The sequence below is a fragment of the Streptomyces sp. 2A115 genome (assembly GCF_052245575.1).
Taxonomy (GTDB): domain Bacteria; phylum Actinomycetota; class Actinomycetes; order Streptomycetales; family Streptomycetaceae; genus Streptomyces.
Genome location: NZ_JBQQCG010000007.1, coordinates 147064 through 166472 on the forward strand (window position 1 = coordinate 147064; position 19409 = coordinate 166472).

The following is a 19409-nucleotide window of genomic DNA, read 5'->3' on the forward strand; positions in this document are numbered from 1 at the left end:
TGATCTGAGTACGCCCTGAGTATGTGCGCTCATGCCATACGACGTGAGCTGGACCACACTCCGGAGCATGACGAACATTCCGCCGCCGGCCGAGGAGTTGCGGATCCTCGACCACGAGCTGTGGCAACTGGACGCACGCAGGGCCCAGTTGCTGGCCCGTCGGACCTGGCTGCTCGGCGTTCTCCAGGCCCAGGCACCCGCGCCAGTGCGGGCGGCCGCGTGGACGCCCGCCCCTCACCCCCGGCAGCCCGAGGCCACCGCTCCCGGTGTCCAGAATGTGCTGCTCGTGCTCGGCGGCGTCCTGCTGACCATCGCGGCGATCGCGTTCACGCTGGTCAGCTGGGGGCACCTGGGGATCGCCGGGCGGGCCGCGGTACTCGGCGGGGTCACCCTGGCCGCGCTCGCCGCGCCCGTACCGCTCCTGAAGCGCGGACTCCGCTCGACGGCCGAGTCGGTGGCGGGCCTCGGCCTCGCACTGACGGTCCTCGACGCCTACGCCCTGCACGAGGTCGCCTTCCCGAACGTGGACGGCGGCGGGTTCGCGGCTGCGGCATCCGCGCTCCTGGCCGTGCTGTGGGCGGCGTACGGACTCTCCCTCGACACCCTGCGTCTACCACTCCCCGCGGCCATGGCGACGGCCCAACTCCCGCTGTTTCTCTGGGCGGTGGCGGCCGGCGCGGGCGATCACACGATCACCGCGGCGCTGCTGGTGACGGCCGCGTTCGACGCGGTGGTGGCGCTCCGGGCGTCCGCGCGGTCCGTCCGGGTCGTCGCCGCCGTCGGCGCCTACGGGACGGGCGCCTTGGGCGTGCTGACCGCCGGATGGCTTTCATCGGAGGCCACAGGACCGAGCGCCGCCGCCCGTGCGGCGGCGCTCCTCGCCTTCGCCGCGGCGATCGCGCTGGGGGCGGCGTGGCGGGCGCGCGACGCGAAGGCGGCCCCCGGGATCGCGCTGGCCGGCGGTCTGATCGCCGTCGCCGGGGCCGGGGGCGTCCTTCGCTCGGTGCTGCCCGACGCGTGGACGGTTCCGGGCTACCTGGCGTGCGGCGTCGCACTGTTGGCCGTACGGGGCACCTGGCTGCCGGAGTCCGTACGCCGTGGCCTCTGGTGCTCCTCCGCCTGTGTGCAGGCCCTCGCTCTGGCGTGGACCCTCCCCCTCGTCACGGCGGTGTTCCTGGGCCCGGCCGGCTGGATGCCACGTGTCTGGTCCGGGGCTCCCTCGGACGCGCGGGACGCGGTGACGGTCACCACGCCCTGGCCGCCGATCTCGGAGACGGCTCCTCTGGTACTGGCCACGGTCGCAGTGGTCCTGGCGCTGGCGTTCCGAGGCTCTTCTCGTCGCCCCTTGTTGAGTGGCGCGCTGACGCTGGCCTGGGCCACGGTCGTCGTTCTGCCCGCCACACTCGAACTCCCTTATTCGGCGGCCTTGTTGATGGACGGCGTCGCAACGGTGGCAGCGCTGACGGCAGCGGCGTACGCACGGCCGACGGACGACCAGCCCTCGCCTCTTCCCCCAACCGCCCTGTGTCTGGCGCTCCTCGCCTCTCTCCACCTCGTCGCCCTCTCCCTGCCCGCCGAAGCGGCGACCCTCGCCGTCCTGGCGAGCCTCACCGCCCTGTTCGCGGCGGCCGCCGCCTGGCAGAAGCAGCCGCTCCGCCCTGCTTCGGCCGCGGCGTCGCTCGCGTACGCCACCGCGCTCGCCTGCGCCACAGGGGCTTCGCTGGACTGGGAGCCGCACCACATCGCGCTGCTCGTCCTGCTGGTGCCGACTGCGGCGGCGCTGTTCGCGGCCCGGCTCAAGGACGCCGCGCTGACGATGTCCGTCGAGGTCACGGGAGCCATGGCCGGTTCGGTGGCCATCGGCCTCGCGGTCGCGGAACCGGCCGCGCTCGCTCTCGTCCTGGCCCTGTGCGGCGCGATCGCCGCGGGGACGGCCGTCCGGCCGGACCGTCGGCAGGTGGCCTACGCGGCGGGGGCCCTGTTCGTGCTGGCCACCTGGGTCCGCCTGGCGTCCTGGGAGGTCGGCTCACCGGAGGCGTACACGCTGCCGGTGACGGTGCCGGCGCTGGTCGTCGGGTTCGTCCGCCGGAGGCGCGACGCGCAGGCCTCGTCCTGGGCGGCGTACGGAGCCGGTCTGTCCGTGACGATGGTGCCGAGCCTTCTCGCGGCATGGAGCGATCCGGACTGGCCGCGCCCGCTACTGCTCGGCACAGCGGCGCTCCTGGTCACCCTTGTGGGCGCCCGGCACCGGCTCCAGGCGCCGCTCACGCTCGGCGGAACCGTGCTCGTCCTGGACGCGCTGCACGAACTCGCCCCGTACCTCGTCCAGTTGGCCGGCGCACTCCCCCGCTGGCTGCCGCCCGCGCTCGCCGGTCTGCTGCTGCTCGCGCTCGGCGCGACGTACGAGCAGCGGATCCGCGACGCGCGGCGCGTGCGGGAGGTGCTGGGGAAGCTGCGCTAAGCGCTCCGCCGGAAGAACGGTGATGCTGTATCGACGTGCGGCTACGCCGCGGGCGCGGGCTGGTGGGGGCTGGTCGCTCCCCCACTCTCGACTTCGCTCGAGCGGGGCCCCATCGCGGCGGAGGCTCACATGTCACAGCCCCGCGCCCCTTCCGGGGCGCCGTACCGCACCGAACGGCCTCCGTTCAGACGTGACGAGCCACCGGACCGGCGCTTGCCGGCCAATGTCGGCCGAAAACCACGGAGTTCATTGACAGTCACCCCCAGGCATTCATAGCTTCTCGGATCATAGAAATCACAAACGATTGACTTCTTTGATCATCGAGACTCGGGGGAATGATGGCCGAACGAACGACGCGAACGCCGCACCAGGCGGCCGAGCCCGGCGCCGGGGGTGCCGGGCGGGTGTGGACGCTGGCCGTTGTGTGTGTGGCCACGTTCATGCTGCTGCTCGACCTGACCGTGGTGAACGTCGCGCTGCCGGACATCAGGGAGGACTTCGACGCGAGCTTCACCTCCCTCCAGTGGGTGCTCGACGCGTACGCCCTCGGGCTCGCGGCGGTGCTGCTGACCGCCGGCTCGCTGGCGGACCGGCTGGGCCGCAAGCGGATGTTCAACTTCGGTTTTGTCGTCTTCCTGCTGGCCTCACTGGCGTGCGGCCTCGCGACCGACACCGCCGTCCTCTCCGTGGCCCGCGGCATCCAGGGCCTCGGCGGCGCCGTCCTCTTTGCCATCGGCCCCGCGCTGATCGGGCAGGAGTACCAGGGCAAGGACCGCGGCAAGGCCTTCGGCGTCTTCGGCGGTGTCGTCGGCCTGTCCATCGCCTTCGGGCCGCTGATCGGGGGCGCGCTCACCGACGGGCTCAGCTGGCGCTGGATCTTCCTGGTCAACGTCCCGGTCGGCCTGCTCGCGCTGCTCATCAGCCTGCTGCGTATGCGGGAGTCCCGCGCGGAGTCGGCACCCGCCGTCGACTGGTGGGGCCTGGTCCTCTTCTCCAGCGCCCTGACCCTGCTGGTCCTGGGGCTGCTGCGCGGCGAGGCCGACGGATGGGGCAGCTCGCCGATCGTCGCCATGTTCGGCGCCTCCGCACTTCTCCTCGTGGTGTTCACCGTCGTTGAGAGGCGGCTCGGCGAACGGGCCATGCTCCAGCTGTCGTTGTTCAGGAACGTCACGTTCAACGGGGTGTCGGCGGTCACGCTGCTGTGCGCCGCCGCCACCATGTCCGCGCTCTTCCTGCTGGTCTCCTACGTACAGAACGTGCTGGCGTTCTCTCCCTGGGAAACCGGCCTGCGGTTCCTGCCACTGACCCTGACCCTGTTCGTCGCGGCAGCGGTCGCCGGCTCGCTGACGACCCGGGTGCCGCAGCGGCTGCTGATGGGGTCCTCGCTCGCGCTCATCGCGATCGGGCTGCTCCTCGTCGCGCTCACCGGCCCGGACACCTCCTGGACCGCGCTGCTACCGAGCATGTTCGGCATCGGTCTGGGCATGGGGCTCTTCAACCCGCCGCGCGCCTCCCTGTCCATCGCCGTCGTGGAACCGTCCAAGGCGGGCATGGCTTCGGGCATCAGCGAGACGTTCCAGCAGGTGGGCGTCGCCATCGGCATCGCCGGCTTCGGCGCGATCTTCCAGAGCCGAGTGACGAATCTGTTCGCCGAGTCCGAGGCTGGGCGGCGACTGGGCCCCGACGCACACGAGTTCGGCGAGGCGGTCGCGGCGGGCGGCGGGGCCGAAGCCGTCGGCCGGGCGCCCGACGGGCTGGCCTCCGCGCTGGACGAGGCGGCGCGTACCGCCTTCGTGGACGGCCTGACCGACGTCATGTTCATCTGTGCCGTCGTCGCCGCGGTCGGCGCGGTGATCGGATTCGCCTTCATCCGCACCCGGGACCTCCACGAGAGCGCCCGCACGGAGGAGCACGGCCACGAGGGGCACCATTCGGTCACCAAGAGCACCGGACCCGCCGCGCACCCCGCGGGCGACAGTCCGGTGCCGACGACCGCGTCACTCTGAGGCAGGGCGCCGCCCGGGCAACCCCCGGGCGGCGCAGGGCGGTCCGGCCTCGAAGACGTCCAGTCCGGAGGCATCCGGCAGTGGAGGCCGGATGCCTGGGCCGGTACTCTCGAACAAGCCGACGATCGGCACCGGGGACGCTTGGCACCGTCAAGGAACGCGGCGTACCGGGGCCCCGTCACCTCAGCTCATCGACAAGGGGAGTGGCCCGGATGACACAGGCGATGCCCACCCCGGCGGAGCCCGCGGGGCTCGACTTCCCGCTCGTCAGCAGGACCGGTTATCTGCTGCACAAGGCCGGCTCGCTCCTGATGGAGGACGCCGAGAAGGCGCTCGCCGCGCAGGGCATGCGCCTGCGCTACTTCTACGTCCTCGCGGCCCTGGAGAGCGGCCTCAGCCTGTCCCAACAGGATCTGAGCCGACTGCTCAACCTGGACCCGACGACCATGGTCGCTCTGATCGACGAGATGGAGGGCGCGGGCCACGTGGAACGTCGCCGCAACCCGTCCGACCGCAGGCGCTACATCCTGCACCTCACGGACGGCGGCCGCGAGGCCCTGGAGCGCGCCGGGCACGCCGTCGACGAGGTGGAACGCGAATTCCTCTCCTCTGTACCCGAGGCCGACCGTGAGCGGCTACGGACGCTGCTCGGCGATCTGCTCGCCGACCGCTGGCCGCGCGTGGTCGCCTGCGACTGACCCCTTTCACCGCCACGTACGCGGATTCCGAAATTCCATTTCAAGGGAATTTCGGAATCCGCGTACGTGCGTATCCAGCCCACACATCCCACACATCCCACACGGCCTGAAATTAATAGTTCCGTTTAGGATTACACTTTCCGGAAGTGCTGTGGAAGGCGTCACAAATATCTTTGGCTCCTCGCATGCGGCGACTTCGCCATGCTAGTTTTTTTTACATCCGGAGTGGCTCGAACAAGGGTGGCTCCGGCACGCGGACGAGGGTCCGCGGCACGGGGGAAGGATCAACGGGGAAATGATCAGCAAGGATTTATTCTACGGATCTCTGGACAGCTGCCTCGGTCCGGAAAGCACACGCTTTTTCGGAAGCGGGTACAAGCGGGTCGTCCAGGACCTGAGGAAGATCACCACTGATGGCTCGGCCGAGCCGGGCGCGCAGGTCACCGCGCGGGGCACTCTGACGTATCCGCAGGACTGGTCCCGCAAGTCGGGCTCCGACGAACTGCGGCCGCATCTCAGCAGCATCGACGCGCTGGTACTGGCCGCGACCCTGGCCGAGGTGCACGTCAACCGGGCCTTCGGGCTGACGGCCGCGGAACAGCGCCGCACCTGGCTGCGGCACGCGGACGTGCGCGCCGGGAGCAGTCCGCACGAAGATCTCGCGGACTTCCCGGTAGAGGGGCGGCTGCTCGCGGTCGCCTCCCGTTGGGAGGCGTCCTCGCTGACCAGCACCTTCGACTGCCGTATCGGCGCGCTGCGGGTGTGCTGCAACCTCGCGCACGAGCGCGGTACGGACAGGACCGCGGGCGCCGCCACGTACACCGACGCCACCGAGGCCCTCGGGCCGGCGTGGGCCCGGCACTACGGCGAGGGCTACAAGAAGCGCCATCAGCAGGCGGAACAGGTCCATGTCGACCTCGACCGGCAGCGCATCCGCGGGCAGCAGCGCGTGGTCGCCACGGAGACGCCCGCGGAGTCGCACGGCGCGGAGGCGGCCTACGGCCCCTCGGTATCGCTGGTCGACGCACTGGTGGGGGTGGCCCAGTTCGCCCAGGTCCTGCTCTACGCGCAGGACGGGCTGTCCCGGAGCAGCAGCGACACACTCTGGATGCGGCGCTTCGTCATCGGCACGGAGACGCCCGTGCGTCCGCTCGGCCGCAGCTTCGCGCCCACCGTGCACACCGCCGGCAGCCGGCTCCTCGGCATGGGCGGAGAGACGTGGCGCACCGCTGAGCTGGCCGTCGACGACTTCTCGGGGATCAGCGGCCGGTGCTCGCTCGCGCACCGGCTGCCCGCCGCAGCCTAGCCGCGCCGGTACACCGGTTCACCGGTTCACCGGTCGAGCGGATCCCTCTGGCATTCCGCACCGTCCGCGTTCTTCCGTCGGTTCAGCTTCATGAGCGCGTCAACGCTCGCCATCGGCGCGTCATTGCAGTGAATGATGAATAGCGAACGGTCAATTCAACATCGTTCACGCATCGCGCCGTCCATGGAATGAAACGCGGCCCGGAGAGTTCCGCATGCCCGAGAATCATTGCCGCTGCGGCAATCGCAACAGAACAACGAGGGAAATATTCATGCGTTTTTCACCGACGTTACGCTTCGGAGAAGTTCTCGTCGTACTCGAAGGACCTGCCCGAGTGCTCTGGAAAGAGCCCGAACGGGAGCCTGGAGCGGGTCAATGGACACCCACGGGAATATGGCCGGACGAGCGGCAACTGGCCATGGTGCGCGAGCACCTGGAAAGCGAGCGCCCGCTGCTCGTCCTGCTCGACGAGGCCCGCAGCCGCGTGCCGATGCTGCGGGAGGAGTGGCAGGCGGCACCCTGCCGAGTGGTCGAGGACCTGACGGGCGACTGCCCCGGAACCCTCGTGGACGAAGAGGTCGTCGAGTTGCGGCTGCCGTTTCTCGACTGGCTGCCGGCCACGCACCGGGACCGCGCCGCCCGCTTCCTCACGGACAGCGACGCGGCACTGTCCCGGACGCCCCTGGCGCTGCTGCCACCGCTGCTGATCGAGGAGAGGCACGACGAGGTGCCGCCGAATCCACGGTTCGCCCGGCGGATTCTGCCGACCGCTCTGACCGCCGGCCGCATCACCGCCGTCGTCGAGCACCTCTTCGCCGACCGCACACAGGCGTGCCCGGCGGGCAGCGAAATGGGCGGGGTGGGCCGATGACGCGGTCCCGTCACGAGAAGCGGCAGGAGAAGCGGCACGAGGACAAACACCAGGACGGTCGCGGGGACATGCGGGAGGACGTGGGCAGGGACATGGCCGACGAACCGTCCGCCGGACTGCCCGGCGGCTTCGCACTGGTGCCCAGCCAGCGGGAGATCGGCTCGGTGATCGCCGCCACCGCGGCCTCGAATCTGGCGCTCGCCGGCCGTCGGGCCCCGCAACGCCGTTCCGCCCGTCCCGGGGGCGCCCCCGGCACCGCCACCGACCGAAGGAGCCACTGATGGGACGCTCGGTCCTGGTCACCGGCGGCAACCGCGGCATCGGGCTCGCAGTGGCGCGCGCCATGGCCGCCGACGGTGACCGCGTCGCCGTCACACACCGCGGCGCCGACCCACCCCACGGACTGTTCGGGGTACGCGCGGAGATGACGGACACGGACAGCGTCGACACCGCCTTCGAGAAGGTGGAGTCGGAGCACGGTCCGGTCGAGGTACTCGTCGTCAACGCGGGCATCACCCGCGACACGCTGTTCCTGCGCATGGACGAGCGGGACTTCACGGACGTGGTCGACGTCAACCTGCACGGGGCCTTCCGCACCGTGCGGCGCGCCGTGCGCGGCATGGTGCGCGCCCGCTGGGGCCGGATCGTCCTGATGTCCTCGATGACCTACGCGTACGGGGCGCCGGGACAGGTCAACTACGGCGCCGCGAAAGCCGGGATGCTCGGCATGGCCCGCTCCCTCGCCTGGGAGCTCGGCCCCCGCAACATCACGGTCAACGTCGTCGCGCCCGGCCTGATCGACACGGACATGAGCCGTGGGATCACCGACCGCCGGCGTGAGCACCTGCTGAACATCACCCCGCTGGGACGCGCCGGCGAGGTGGCGGACGTCGCCGCGGCGGTCCGCTATCTGACCGGGGACTCGGGCCGCTTCGTGACCGGCGCGGTCCTGCCGGTCAGCGGCGGCCTGGGCCTGGGCGGATGACTCCCAAGCCGACCGGAACTCCCACAACGACCGGAACTCCCACGACGAGACGAGACCACACCATGGGCAACACCACGACACATCCGGCCGGCCCGCCGTCCGCCTCCCCCGCCGGGGAACGCGGTCTGCACCTCGCCATCTCCGGCACGTACTCCAGCGGCAAGAGCACCACGACCGAGGCGCTGTCCATAGCCACGGGCATTCCTCGCACGCACGCGATGACCTCCCGCGAGATCCTGATGGACCTCGTCCCGGGCAAGCAGGTACAGGAACTCAGCGCGTCGGAGCTGATGATGCTCGGACTGCGGCGGCTCGAGGAGCGCATCCACCACGAAGCGGGCTCGGGGCCGTTCATCTCCGACGGCTCGGTGATCCACGAGTGGATCTACGGCGAGGCACGGATGCGCGTCGGCATCAACCCGGGGGCGAACTTCCTGCTCAAGACGGTGAAGAACGTCGCCGGACTCCCGGTGAAGCGGTTCTACCGCGACTACATGAACGCTTACGGAGCGGTCACCAAGGCGCGTGCCAAGCGGATCTACGACGCCTACGTGCATCTCCCAGTCGAGTTCGAGCTGAAGGCCGACGGCCACCGGCCGGTCTCGGAGAAGTTCCGGAAGCTGTCGGACGACCTCCTCATCGAAACGCTGGAGGAGCTGCGGATTCCGTACCACGTCGTCGGCGGCAGTGTCCGCGAGCGCGTGGAGCGGATCGTCGAGATCTTCGACCTGCCCCTGGTGATGCCGCTCGACGAGGCCATCGATCTGGCCCACATCCGGGTCCGTCGGGCCATCGAGGTCCTGGAGAACGACGACCGGTTCCACGAGGCGCAGCGCACCAAGTCCCTGCGCCGACGCATCTCGTACGCGATGCGCTTCTGACCGAGCGCGGGCAACCCGTCGTCCGGGGTCCGCTGCCATGTGCCGTACCGGGCACGTGGCAGCGGACCGCGACCGTCGCTAGGGCATCTTGTCGCCCAGGAGCGCCAGGTTCTCAATGGCCGCGAGGCCGTACAGCGCCGTGTCGTTGGTGTACACCCAGTTGGCTTCGCTGCCCGGCACCAGAGTGACCGGACCGCTCACCTTCTCCGTGGTCCACGGCGCCGACTCCTTGTAGCCGTCGCTGTTGTAGAACTTGTCCCAGGCCCGCTTGGCGAGCTTCTCGTCACCGGTCTGCACGGCCGCGTACGCGTCGAGCCTCGAGTGGCCCTGGAAGAGCAGCAGCGAGCCGAAGTTGGTGCCGTACCGGGCCGCCTGTTCGGCCTTGGTGGCGTTGAAGTAGCGGCAGTAGTCGAAGTACGCCTCATTGAACTTGGGCATGTCGACGAGGTCGATGAGCTCGGCGCACAGCTCGTTGAGACCGAAGACCGCCGACAGGTGGGAGACGGAGACCGCAGGCTTCTCGGCGACGGCGAACTTGCCCGTGTCGAGGTCGTACAACCCGGTGCCCTGCACAAAGCCGTTGGGCTGGGCGGCGATTGTCTCCATGGTCGACAGCACGCGTGCCTTGGCCTTCTCCCACTTGGGGCCCTTGCGCTCCCACTCGGTCAGCCACGCGGAAACGAGCCCGCTCCAGTCCGTGCCGAAGCCGACCGACAGCGCGTTGCGGTCGGGTGTGTACGGCTCGGTGCGGATCTTGCGGATCGGGTCGAGGACCAGGAACGTCTCGTCGGAGTCGACGTTGGCGTGCATGAGGTCGCCGACGCGTTCGTCCGCGGTGAGGAAGTAGTAGTAGCGCCGATAGGTGGTGTTGGCGATGCGCTGCTGCTTGGCGCTGTCGGCGTAGTGCTGGACGCCGTGCCGGGTGCCGAGCCCCGCCCACTTGCCGAGGTGGTAGACGTCGACCTCGCCGGTGTGCCGGGTCATGGCCTCGGCGAAGCGGAAGATGTCCGCACGGCCGGAGCGCAGATACGCGAACCAGAGCCAGAGGTCGGGCGACAGTTCGGAGTTGTCCCAGGCATAGCCGCCGACGTCGTACCGCCACTGGTGCCTGACCGGGTCGTACGAGTGCATGATGTCGCCGTAGTCCCAGAAGCCGTACCAACGGCGCATCTCCACCTGGTCCTTGTAATAGGTGAAGAGGAAGTCGAGGTGGTCCTCGATCTTCGCCTTGGCGGTGGTGGAGCGGTCGGGCTCGGAGAAGAGCCCGCCGAAGACCTTGGCCTTGACGAGGTGCTTGGGCGGGGCGGCGAGCTGCGGAAGGGTCCGGACGGCCTCGACCTGTTCGGCGAGCTTCTCCGGGGCGGGCGTGGACTCGTTGGCCCAGAAGAGGAGTTCGGAGGTGCGGGCGATGCCGTACGGGGTGCCGAACTCGGGCTCGTAGTCCTCGTAGGTGATGTTGAGGCCTTCGAGCTGTTCGGGGAAGGTGTCCTGGCCCATACCGTCGTGGTAGAAGCGCAGGTCCATGGGCTGCGCCTCGGGCGACCAGAGCCAGATCGTGACCTCGGCCTCGTCGGTGTGCGCGTCCCGTATGTCGAGCTGGGCGGGGAACTTCTCCCAGAAGTCCCTCAGCCCGAAGGAGAGTCCGCCGCTCGCCCCGCCGACGTAACCGAAGCCGCTCGCCCGCCGGCCACCGCCCGCCGGGATCCAGCCGTGGCCCTTCTTGGTGCGCTTGCGGACGCCGAAGCCGTCGGCGGAGAGCTGGGAGAGCGTGTAGTCGCCCCACTCGGGGATGTACTGGAGCCGGGTGGTGACCCGCTGGTCCCATGTGGACGGATCGGGCAGCTTGTTGCCCGCGAACTGCGCCGCCTGCACGGCCGCGCCCGGGTCTCGCCGCAGCCCGGTGATGCCCTTGACGGCCTCCCGGAGCAGCCCGGTGCCGTCGCCGCCGATCCGGATGTGCCGGTCGTACGAGGCGTCGCGCATCGGCACGGTGAACCGGACCCCGAGCCCGCGGATGAAGTCACCGCTGGCCTTGCCGGGCTCCTGCGTCCCGTCGAAGGTGATGGTGTGCACCATGCGGAACGAGTCGGCACCCGCGTAGAAGTAGAGCCGGATCGAGAAGGGCAGCCAACTGCGGTCCCCGCGGCGGTGCTTGCCGTCGACGCGGACCACTCCGCGGACCGGCCCCTCCTGCTCGACCTCGACCTTGGAGATGGCGCTCTCGAACCGCTCGTACTTCTCCGTGCCCTGGTCGCCGTCCTCGATCTCCGGCTGGCGCAGCAGCACGAGCCGGCCGTTCTTGGCGATCTCGGTCGAACCGCGGGTCACGGACTTGACGAGCGTGGAGCCGCTCTTGCCGATCTTCGCGGTAATGACACCGGTCGAGACGGTGATGGTGCCGCCGCTCTTGTCGACCGTGACCTTCTTCTCGGGGGCGGCGGGCGAACCAGCGGCGAGCGTGAGCTTCCCGGCGCCCGCGCCCGGGCCAACCGCGTGCGCGGTCCACTTCAGCGAGCCGTCCGGCCAGTAGCCGATCGGCCAGGACTGGACGGGCACCTCCTTGCCGTCGGCGTCCTTCAGCGCGAACGCCTGGTCCTTCTCGTACGCGCCCTTCGGCCAGGGCACGCCCACGGTCGAGCCGGGGGCGGCGCCAAGGCCGCCCTCCTCCAGCCAGTCCAGGGTCACCGGCTCCGCGTCGGCGGCCTCGGCTCTCGGCGCGGCCTGCGCGTCCTTCGAACCCAAGGCCCAGCTGAACTGGGCGGCGGCTCCGGCGACTGCGGCCGCCTTGAGAAGGGACCTACGGGGGATGGGAGCCATGAGATGCAACCTTTCCTTTCCGTGCGGGGAAGTCAGGGGCATGACAGAGAGAGGTGCGACGCCGGGGCGCCGACCTTGTACGGGCCGTGGGGTGGGTGGTCAGCGGCGCCGGCCGCGCTCCTCCACGGCGAGGGCCGCCGCCGCGACGGCCCCCAGGACGGGCACCGCCAGCGGCGCGACGAACCAGGCGGAGCAGGCCACCACAGCCAGCCCGCCGACGAGCAGGAACGACCCGGCGGGGTCGAGGACGGTACGACGCCCGGCGGCCGCGAGCAGCTCCCGCCAGGACGCCCCGGGCTCCCAGACGGCCGCAGCGCGCAGCCCGGCGACGGCCAGCCCGATCAAAGCGAACAGACCGACGGCCCCGACGAACGGACCGCCGGGAATCCCGGCGCGTACGGCCTGGACGTCCACCCACACCGCGAGAGCCGCGGCCCAGCCGGCGACGCCCGCGATCCACCCACCCCGCAGAGCCGCGCGGAAGTCGGCGACGAACTCCCGCCAGCCGCCCTCCAGATGGGACGTACGCCGCCGCAGATGCCGCGACCCGGCGGCGAACGCGGCCGGATACGTCACCACGGGCAGCGAGGCGATCGCGATCCACACTCCGGTGAGCAGGCACTCGGCGAAGAGCCCGAACCGTTCGGTGAAGACGGATCCCCGCTGCGTGCCGCGTGTCTTGACAGATGCCTGGCTCACCTTGCGCACCTCAGCCCTTCAGGCCCGATGTGGCCATGCCGTCGATCAAGTAACGCTGGAAGGCCAGGAAGAAGGCGAGGACCGGCAGGAGGGCGACGAGCGACATGGCGATCATGCCGCCGTAGTTCGCCAGCCCTTCTTGGTCGACGAACATCTTCAGGCCGAGCGAGACCGTGTACTTGTCGGGCTCGTTGAGGTAGATCAACGGGCCCATGAAGTCGTTCCAGGAGTTGATGAAGGTGAAGATCGCGCTGGTGATCAGCGCCGGGCGGCACAACGGGAGCACGATCGACCAGTAGATGCGCAGGTGTCCGCAGCCGTCGAGACGGGCCGCCTCGTCGAGCTCCTTGGGCAGGTTGCGCATGAACTGCATCATCAGGAAGACGAAGAACGCTTCGATGGCGAGGTACTTGCCCAGCAGGAGCGGGGTGTACGTGTTGATCAGGTTCATGTTGCGGAACAGCACGTACTGCGGGATGAGCAGCACGTGGTAGGGCAGCAGGAGCGTGCCGATCATCAGCGTGAACAGCAGATTGCGACCCGCGAACTTGATCTTCGCGAAGGCGTACGCCGTCAGCGAACAGGACGCCAGGATCCCTACCACCGAACCGACCGCGAGGAAGAGCGAGTTGAGGAAGAACGTGGAGATCGAGATGTCCGCGATGCCCTCGGTGAGGCCCGTGTAATTGGAAGCGATCGGGGAGCCGGGAAAGAGGTCCAGGCTGCCGACGATGTCTCCGCTCTTCTTGAAGGAACCGCCGATGAGCCAGATCACCGGGTACAGGATGACCCCGAGGATCGCGAGGGACCCGATGTGCCAGGCGAGCGAGCCGGGCAACCTGCGCCGGAAATTGCCCGCCTTCGTCGACTGAGCCTGAGCCGGCGGGATGTCTGTGACCTGCGCGCTCATCAGGCGCCCTCCTCGTAGTGCACCCAGCGCTTCTGGGACCAGAACAGCACCGCAGTCACCAGGGCGACCGCGACCAGCAGCATCCAGGCCATGGCGGAGGCCAGACCCATCCGGCTGTTCTCGAAGCCCTGGACGTAGAGGTAGCAGGTATAGACCATCGAGCCGTCCGCAGGTCCACAGGCGTTGCCTCCGGCACCGCCACCGACGATGTACGCCGAGCTGAAGATCTGGAAGGAGTGGATCGTCTCCAGAAGGACGTTGAAGAAGAGGACCGGCGAAATCATCGGCAGCGTGATGTTCCAGAACCGCCGCAGCTTTCCCGCTCCGTCGACCTCGGCCGCCTCGTACAGCTCGCGGGGGACCTGCTTGAGGCCGGCCAGGAAGATGACCATGGGGGCACCGAACTGCCAGACCGTGAGCGCCACCAGGCTGTAGATGATCATGTCCGGGTCGCCGGTCCAGCCGCCGACGTTCACCCCGAAGATCTTCTGCGTGCGGTCGACGATCGCGTCGTCAGAGAAGATCGCCTTCCAGACGATGGCGATCGAGACACTCGCCCCGATCAGCGACGGCGCGTAGAACGCGGCCCGGTAGAAGGCCTGTCCGCGCCGCTGCTGGGCGAGGAGCAGCGCCACGCCGAGTGCCGCGAGCAGTTTGAGCGGCGTACCGACCACGACGTACCACATCGTCACCTGCACCGAGTGGCGCCAGCGCGGGTCGGAGAACATCGTGGAGAAGTTCTCCAAGCCGATCCACTTGGGGCTGTCGAACAGGTTGTAGTCGGTGAACGCGAAGTAGAGCGAGGCGATCATCGGGCCCGCTGTCAACAGCAGGAATCCGGCGATCCAGGGGGACATGAAGAGATAGCCGGCCAGGTTCTCCCGGCGCCGCCGCCGCTTGAAAGCGGCGGGGCGCGGGGAATCCACCGGACCGTGCCGCGGCTCGGAGTCCTGGGACAGGCCCTCCATCGCAGGGGCGTGTGTCACGGTGGTTCCCATCAGCCGACGAGAGCCGTCTTCGACTCGGTGAAGAACTGCTTGACAGCGTCGTCCACCGACCGCTTGCCCAGGGCGAGTTCCTCAGCGATGCGCAGGAAAGCCGCCTCGCAGATGTCGGCGCCGTTGGGGTGCGGGGTGATGGGCTCGAGGACGTCCGCCGCGACGAGGGACTCCTCGTAGGCGGCTATCTCCTTGTTGACCGGGTCGGTCGGCTTGTACGCATCGAACTGCGCCTGCGTCGCGGGCACACCGCGGTCGTAGCCCATGATCTTGGCGACCTCGGGATCGTGCACCATGAAGTTGATGAACTGGGCGACTTCCTTGGGGTGCTGGGTGCGCTTGGAGCCGCTGAGCATGAGGGAGCCCAGGTACTGGCCGGTCTTCTTGCCGTCCGTCGTCGGGATGGGGGCGAGGCCGTACTCGCTCTTGCCCTCGGCGGTGTAGCGGACGGTGAAGTTGTCCCAGGTGAACTCGCCGCCCGCGAGCTCTGCGGCGACGGCGGACTTGGGCTTGATCTGGGCGACCTTCTTCGGGTCGGTGTAGACGCCCGACTCGACACCCTTCTCCGCCTTGGTCCACCAGGCCTTGAGGTCGTCTTCCGTGAAACCGAGGCCCTCCTCGGTGAAGAACGCCTTGCCGTTCTGGCGCAGGTACAGGTCATAGAGGTACATGACGCCGTACATGCCACTGTCACCGGAGCGCCCCGCCTTGTCGCGGATCTTCTTCATCGCCGCGTCGAAGTCGTCCCAGGTCCAGCCCTGCTTCGGCGTCACACCCGCCTTGGTGTAGACGGGCTTGTCGACAACCAGGGCCATCGAGTTGGAGCCGACCGGCACACCGAGGAGCTTGCCGTCGATCTCGCCGAACTTCTCCAGGCCGGCCCGGAACCCGTCCAGGGAGAGGTTGCCCGCCTTGACCTGCTCGCTGAGATCGAGCAGCACATTCTTCGCGTCGTATTTGCGCAGGAATCCAACGGCATTTTGGAAGACATCCGGCGGATTACCACCCGAAGCCTGGGTGTTGAACTTCTTCCAGAAGTCGAGGTACGGCTGGAAGTCCGTTTTCACCTTGATCTTCGGGTACTTCTTTTCGAAGAGCTTGATGGTCTCGTTGATCCGCTTGGCGCGGTCTTCAGCACCCCACCAGGCGTAACGGATCGTCACCGTTCCGTCCCCGGAGCCACTGTCGCCGCCGCAGCCCGTCACCGCGGCCAGCCCCAGCGCGGCTAACGAGGCTCCACCCGCCTTGAGGATCGTCCGCCTCTCGACACTCCCGTTGTTACCCACAGTCGGGCCCTCCCCGCAACATCACTGACCGCCGCCATGAATCGTTTCAAGTAAGCGCTTGCTGGCACAAGGTACGGAGGCCCTCCGGGCACGTCAATGATTCGGACAGGAATTGATGTGAACGCGGTCGCTCGCGCGAGGGCGTGAACAGGGCTGGTTCTGCGGAGGTGTTGGAAGACTGTGCAGGTGGGATGGGGTCGGTCGACGGGTCGAACGGGGGGTGAGCTGGGGAACTTGGGAAGGGTTGGCCAGGAGTTTGCGGTGAGAGTGGGGAGTTGATGAGGCGAGGGAGGTCGGACCCCGGGGAGCGGATTTGGCCGATGCGGTGGAGTGAGCGGGGCCTCTCGGGGCGAAAGGGAGCGTTGGTCGAGGGTCGAGGGTCGAGGCTCGGGGCTTGGCTGTCGCGAGGGCGGCTGGGCGAGGGGTCCCGAGGTTGGAAGGGTGTCGGCGCTTGAGGGCCACTCGGCTGCGTAGGGTGGGGCGGCTTAAGGGGCCGGCCCGGGCGGGGCGAGCTGGGACTCGTGGGGCGTCGCGAAATGGGCGAGATGTTGTTGATGCGCCTGCGCATTTACGGGTGCGCTGAGGCGTCACGGCGGTGGTACCGCTGGGTGCGCCGGGGCGGCGAGGGCAGGGTGCGACGCGAGGCCCAGGGAGAGGGGAGAGCACGGCAGTGTGCGGGCCGGGCGGCGCACGACGTGGAGCCATGCCGGGGTGGGGCAGCCAGGGCGGGGCACGCAGCGCTGATCCGGGCCGGACTGGGCTGAGCTGGGGCGCAGCCCAAGTCGGGCCGGGACAGGGGCCAGGTCCGGGTCGGGGTCAAAACAAGGGCAAGAGTCTGGTCCTGGCCGCGGCCAGGACCAGAGCCGCAGCCGGGATCAAGACCAGAGCCGAGGGCTGGGCTGGGCTGGGCTGGGCATGGCCAGGGACCGGCGGGGCCGGGTCTGGCCAGGGCCGACGTGCGGAGCCAGGACCGACGTACAGAGCCAAGGCCGACGTGCAGAGCCAAGGCCAGACATTCATGGAGAGCCGTCGGCCGCTCGAAACGTTCGCGGACACCCAAAGCCGAAGGGCTTTCCCGGACACCCCAAGCCGAAGGGCTCACGATCATCATCGGGCGACGCTGGGCCTGGGCATAGCACCTGGTCAGAAGCATGGGAGTGACCCGGACCTACCGGACTGGGCGACCCGACGCCCGACGCGCCCCAGTCGTCCCGTTGCAGGAGGCTCGGGTGCCGTGGCCGCTGCCCCGCACGCGAACCTGTGCCGAAAACGACGAAGGCGACCCAACCCGCGCTCTCCGCAGGTATAGGGTCGCCGATCGTATAGGTGGGCGATACTGGGATCGAACCAGTGACCTCTTCGGTGTGAACGAAGCGCTCTCCCGCTGAGCTAATCGCCCGGGCGCACGGAAAACATTACCCCATGTCAGGGGGTTCTTCCGACAGCCCCGGGAGCATGCGGAGGACTGTCACTCCTTGATCTTCCACGGCATCTCGAAGCCGAACTTCCAGACGTAGATCCCGACCAGGACGGCGATGATCACGACACCGATGGTCGTCAGGATGATGTTGCGGCGCCGCACCTTGGGGTCGAGCGCCCGCTGCGTCGCCTCGGTGACCTTGCGCTTCGTCCAGCGGAGCACCAGCTGCGCCCAGACGAACTCTGTCGCCCAGATCGCCATGCCACCGAAGATCACCAACCAGCCCGGTCCGGGCAACGGCAGCATGATCACGCCCGCGCCGACGACCGCCAGCCCCACAATGAAAACGCCCACCTGCCAGCTCAGGTGGAGCATGCGTCGCGCCTTGATGAATTCCGGCGCACGGGATCCGAGCACCGACTCGCTCTTCGCCGCGTCGGCCGCCACGGCGGCCTCCCCCGTTTCGTCACTCCCCGTATTCATACGGCCAAACCCTACCCGACCGAAACCGGTCACCGGAATGGCCGTACTCCGCGAACGAGCACTCGGCCGGATGAGCTACCTAAAGACACGCAAAACACTCAGAGGGGTTTACAACGGCACCGTAGGTGGCATGTCGATTTCGCCGACGTGCGAATCCCCGAGCGCACACTGAGCGAAAGGCCCTGGCGCTTATGAACACCACGGTCAGCTGCGAGCTGCACCTGCGCCTCGTTGTGTCGAGCGAGTCCTCACTGCCTGTTCCCGCAGGACTGCGGTATGACACGGCCGATCCCTATGCCGTGCACGCCACCTTCCACACCGGAGCCGAAGAGACCGTCGAATGGGTGTTCGCCCGCGACCTCCTTGCCGAGGGCCTGCACCGGCCCACCGGTACCGGCGACGTCCGAGTCTGGCCGTCCCGCAGCCATGGTCAGGGCGTCGTGTGCATCGCCCTGAGCTCTCCGGAGGGCGAGGCACTGCTCGAAGCCCCGGCGCGGGCCCTGGAATCGTTCCTGAAGCGAACCGACGCCGCCGTGCCACCTGGCACGGAACACCGGCACTTCGATCTCGACACGGAGCTCTCGCACATCCTGGCCGAAAGCTAGGACGAGGTCCCGCACCAAGCCGCCCGGCGCCGTCCACTCGGGGAGACGGCTCGGGCTCAGACAACCGCATAGGGCACGTACCGACGCCGTCACCGCGGACTCCCACGGGGCGGCGCCGGTATATGCGCCCCCAGCGGGGCCAGCAGGGCCAGCGGGGCCAGCAGGGCCAGCAGGGCCAGCAGGGCCAGCGGGCGACTGTAAACCGGTGCGGCCGCTCGTAAGCGGCTCGTGTCCGTGCGAGGCCCGCGGATCCGTGTCCCGGCACGGCGCCGCAGGCCCGTGTCCCGGCACGTCAGTGCGGACGGCGCCAGTCTCCCGTGTCGCGGAGCCGCTAGCATCGGCCAGCATCGGCGGGCGCTCGCCCGACCCCCAGGCCAGGGAGCGAAACGTGCTGATCACCCACGACACCCGGTGCGCCCTCGACGCCGTGGTCGATCTGGTGAACACCGCACCGGATGACGACACGAAGGACGGGCTCGCGAATCTCGCGGCCCTGGAGGATTTCGTGCGAAAGCACGAGATCAGTGATGTCGGAACCCTGTCCGAGCTCGATCTCTCGGCGGTGCGCAAGATCCGCGGGCGCTTCTCAAGGATCTTCGCGACCTCCGACCCCCGGGCTGCCGCCGTGCTCATCAACGAGCTGGTCGCCGGCGCGGGCACCACCCCCCGCCTCACGGATCACGACGGCTACGACTGGCACGTGCACTACTTCGCACCCGGCGCCTCCATCGCCGACCATCTCGCGGCCGACTGCGGCATGGCCCTGGCGTTCTTCGTGGTGGCCAGGGAACAGGAGCGGCTACGCCGCTGCGAGGCACCGGACTGCCGACGCGCCTTCGTCGACCTCTCCCGCAACCGCTCCCGCCGCTACTGCGACAGCCGCACCTGCGGAAACCGTCTGCACGTGGCCGCCTACCGGGCGCGACGCAAGGAGGCGGCGGGCTGACGGAGTCCTCGGCGGGTGACGCCAGGGACTCCGCGTA

General features: G+C 69.0%; 16 protein-coding genes and 1 tRNA gene. 10 read left to right on the top strand and 7 right to left on the bottom strand.

What is annotated here, in order from left to right; genetic code table 11:
* Nucleotides 1–31: 31 nt before the first annotated feature.
* From ACTWQR_RS09175 to ACTWQR_RS09210, 8 genes are all read left to right on the top strand, one after another.
* The gene (locus tag ACTWQR_RS09175; RefSeq protein ID WP_443226435.1) at nucleotides 32–2461 is read left to right on the top strand and encodes an SCO7613 C-terminal domain-containing membrane protein; all 2430 of its coding nucleotides are present in this window, start codon (nucleotides 32–34) and stop codon (nucleotides 2459–2461) included.
* Nucleotides 2462–2796: 335 nt separating this feature from the next.
* A complete protein-coding gene (locus ACTWQR_RS09180) occupies nucleotides 2797–4467 on the top strand; it encodes an MFS transporter (RefSeq protein WP_443226436.1) in 1671 nt (556 codons plus the stop codon).
* A gap of 212 nt (nucleotides 4468–4679) precedes the next feature.
* On the top strand, nucleotides 4680–5165 hold the full coding sequence (locus tag ACTWQR_RS09185) for a MarR family winged helix-turn-helix transcriptional regulator (RefSeq protein ID WP_443226437.1): 486 nt from the start codon (nucleotides 4680–4682) through the stop codon (nucleotides 5163–5165).
* 295 nt (nucleotides 5166–5460) lie between these two features.
* Complete coding sequence (locus tag ACTWQR_RS09190) at nucleotides 5461–6471, top strand: AvrD family protein (RefSeq protein ID WP_443226438.1); 1011 nt, start codon at nucleotides 5461–5463, stop codon at nucleotides 6469–6471.
* A 334-nt stretch (nucleotides 6472–6805) separates the two neighbouring features.
* Nucleotides 6806–7342 (top strand): hypothetical protein, encoded by a 537-nt coding sequence (locus ACTWQR_RS09195; protein WP_443226439.1) that lies wholly within the window; start codon nucleotides 6806–6808, stop codon nucleotides 7340–7342.
* Entirely contained in the window at nucleotides 7339–7623 is a 285-nt protein-coding gene (locus ACTWQR_RS09200; protein WP_443226440.1) for a hypothetical protein, read from the top strand. The genes ACTWQR_RS09195 and ACTWQR_RS09200 overlap by 4 nt, the downstream gene beginning before the upstream one ends.
* Nucleotides 7623–8327 (top strand): 3-oxoacyl-ACP reductase FabG, encoded by a 705-nt coding sequence (fabG, locus tag ACTWQR_RS09205; RefSeq protein WP_443226441.1) that lies wholly within the window; start codon nucleotides 7623–7625, stop codon nucleotides 8325–8327. The genes ACTWQR_RS09200 and fabG overlap by 1 nt, the downstream gene beginning before the upstream one ends.
* Before the next feature lie 62 nt (nucleotides 8328–8389).
* The gene (locus tag ACTWQR_RS09210; RefSeq protein WP_443226442.1) at nucleotides 8390–9208 is read left to right on the top strand and encodes an ATP/GTP-binding protein; all 819 of its coding nucleotides are present in this window, start codon (nucleotides 8390–8392) and stop codon (nucleotides 9206–9208) included.
* Between the two features lie 78 nt (nucleotides 9209–9286).
* Here ACTWQR_RS09210 and ACTWQR_RS09215 read toward each other — a convergent pair whose 3' ends face one another.
* From ACTWQR_RS09215 to ACTWQR_RS09245, 7 genes are all read right to left on the bottom strand, one after another.
* Entirely contained in the window at nucleotides 9287–12025 is a 2739-nt protein-coding gene (locus ACTWQR_RS09215) for an exo-rhamnogalacturonan lyase family protein (RefSeq protein ID WP_443226443.1), read from the bottom strand.
* 99 nt (nucleotides 12026–12124) lie between these two features.
* On the bottom strand, nucleotides 12125–12724 hold the full coding sequence (locus ACTWQR_RS09220) for a hypothetical protein (RefSeq protein WP_443226444.1): 600 nt from the start codon (nucleotides 12722–12724) through the stop codon (nucleotides 12125–12127).
* A gap of 10 nt (nucleotides 12725–12734) precedes the next feature.
* Complete coding sequence (locus ACTWQR_RS09225) at nucleotides 12735–13634, bottom strand: carbohydrate ABC transporter permease (RefSeq protein WP_443226445.1); 900 nt, start codon at nucleotides 13632–13634, stop codon at nucleotides 12735–12737.
* Entirely contained in the window at nucleotides 13634–14632 is a 999-nt protein-coding gene (locus ACTWQR_RS09230) for a carbohydrate ABC transporter permease (RefSeq protein ID WP_443226446.1), read from the bottom strand. Before ACTWQR_RS09230 ends, ACTWQR_RS09225 begins: the two co-directional genes overlap by 1 nt.
* The gene (locus tag ACTWQR_RS09235; RefSeq protein WP_443226447.1) at nucleotides 14632–15918 is read right to left on the bottom strand and encodes an ABC transporter substrate-binding protein; all 1287 of its coding nucleotides are present in this window, start codon (nucleotides 15916–15918) and stop codon (nucleotides 14632–14634) included. Before ACTWQR_RS09235 ends, ACTWQR_RS09230 begins: the two co-directional genes overlap by 1 nt.
* 1327 nt (nucleotides 15919–17245) lie before the next feature.
* A tRNA-Val gene (locus tag ACTWQR_RS09240) sits at nucleotides 17246–17317 on the bottom strand.
* A 69-nt stretch (nucleotides 17318–17386) separates the two neighbouring features.
* Complete coding sequence (locus ACTWQR_RS09245) at nucleotides 17387–17821, bottom strand: TIGR02611 family protein (protein ID WP_443226511.1); 435 nt, start codon at nucleotides 17819–17821, stop codon at nucleotides 17387–17389.
* Between the two features lie 191 nt (nucleotides 17822–18012).
* Between ACTWQR_RS09245 and ACTWQR_RS09250 the strand changes: the two genes are divergently transcribed.
* Complete coding sequence (locus tag ACTWQR_RS09250) at nucleotides 18013–18426, top strand: SsgA family sporulation/cell division regulator (protein WP_003959770.1); 414 nt, start codon at nucleotides 18013–18015, stop codon at nucleotides 18424–18426.
* A gap of 388 nt (nucleotides 18427–18814) precedes the next feature.
* Nucleotides 18815–19372, top strand: a complete 558-nt coding sequence (locus ACTWQR_RS09255) for a CGNR zinc finger domain-containing protein (RefSeq protein ID WP_443226448.1) — start codon at nucleotides 18815–18817, stop codon at nucleotides 19370–19372.
* Nucleotides 19373–19409: the final 37 nt, after the last annotated feature.